The 1,417-nt window shown below is 73.9% G+C and carries 1 protein-coding gene; it reads left to right on the top strand.

Features of this window, described 5'->3' with window-relative positions; all coding sequences use genetic code 11:
* Positions 1 to 1,417, top strand: a 1,417-nt coding sequence (locus tag DY218_RS24365) for an ABC transporter permease (protein WP_147336164.1), incomplete at both ends; no start/stop codon positions are given.

The following is a 1,417-nucleotide window of genomic DNA, read 5'->3' as shown; positions in this document are numbered from 1 at the left end:
GCGGCGAGGTCGTACTCGACGCGGATACGGCCCGGACGGCGAAGGCCGGCGTCGGCGACACGATCGTGCTCGAAACGGCTGCGGGGAGCGTGGAGTTCCGGGTGTCCGGGCTCGTCGCGTCGGCTGAACCAGAGGGTGCCACGGCCTGGTTCGCCGACGACCGGGCACCGACGCTCGCCGGTCATCCCGGCAAGGCGGATGCCATCGCCGTCCTGGCCGAGGACGGGGTGAGTGCCGACGCGCTGGCCACCGGTGTCGAGCAGGCGCTGGCCGGATCGGGCGCCCAGGTGCACACCGGAGACGACCGCGGCGCCGTCGAGGATCCGGGCCTCGCCTACGCCAAGGACACGCTGCTCGGGCTGGGTGGCTCATTCGGCGGGATCGCCGCGGCGGTCGCCGTCTTCACCGCGTCCGGGACCGTCGCCCTGTCGGTGGCCCAACGCGCCCGCGAGTTCGCCCTGTTGCGGGCCGTCGGCGCCACCCCGCGGCAGATCCGCCGCGCCGTCGCGGCCGAGGCCCTCCTCGTCGCCCCGCTCGCCGGGATCCTCGGCTGTCTGCCCGGAATCGCCCTCGCCCGCTGGTGGTTCGGGCAGCTGACGGACCGCGGAGCCATCCCCGAGGCCGTGCAACTGCACGTCTCCTGGATCCCGCTCCTGGTCGCCGTCGGGAGCGGGCTGCTCACGGCGCTCGCCGCGGGCTGGGCCGCCGGACGCAGGCCCTCGAAGATCAAACCGGGGCAGGCATTGACCGAAGCGTCGGTCGAACGGCTGCGGCCGGGCGTCATCCGTACCGTCCTCGGAGTCGGCGCGCTGGTCGGCGGCGGCTTTCTCACCGGTGTCGCCGCCGAGTCGGCCGGCGAGGACGCGGCCAATGCGGCACTCGGCGTCGTGATGCTCTTCATGCTCGCGGTCGCCCTGCTCGGGCCGCTGGTGGCACGCCTCTGCGCCGGCCTCTTCGGGATTCCGCTGCGCGGGGCCGGCGCCTCCGCGTCCCTTGCCGCCGCCAACTCCCGTACGAACGAACGGCGGTTGGCCTCCGCGATCACCCCGATCGTGCTCGCCATGGCCTTCGCCTCGACGCTCGTCTTCATGCACACCAGCGAGACCCGTGTCGCCGACAAGCAACTGCGCGCCGGCATCACCGCCGACCATGTGGTGACCGACCCGGCCGGCCTTCCGACCGACGCCGTCGCACGGGCCGCCCGTACGCCCGGAGTCGAGACCGCCGTCGGCCTGCTGGACACCGAGGTGCTCGTACCCGTCGGATCGGGCGGCGACCGGTGGCTGCAGGGTGCGGCGGTGCAGGGTGTCACCGGTTCCGGTGCGGAGCTGGCGAAGGTGCAGGACCTGGATGTGACCGAGGGCAGTCTCGGGCGGCTCGGCCAGGGCCGGATCGCCATCGACCGGACCCTGGCCGA

This window comes from Streptomyces triticagri (genome assembly GCF_003429565.1).
Lineage (GTDB): Bacteria > Actinomycetota > Actinomycetes > Streptomycetales > Streptomycetaceae > Streptomyces > Streptomyces triticagri.
Note: the sequence above shows the minus strand (reverse complement) of the source record. Positions and strands in the feature narration are given on the sequence as shown.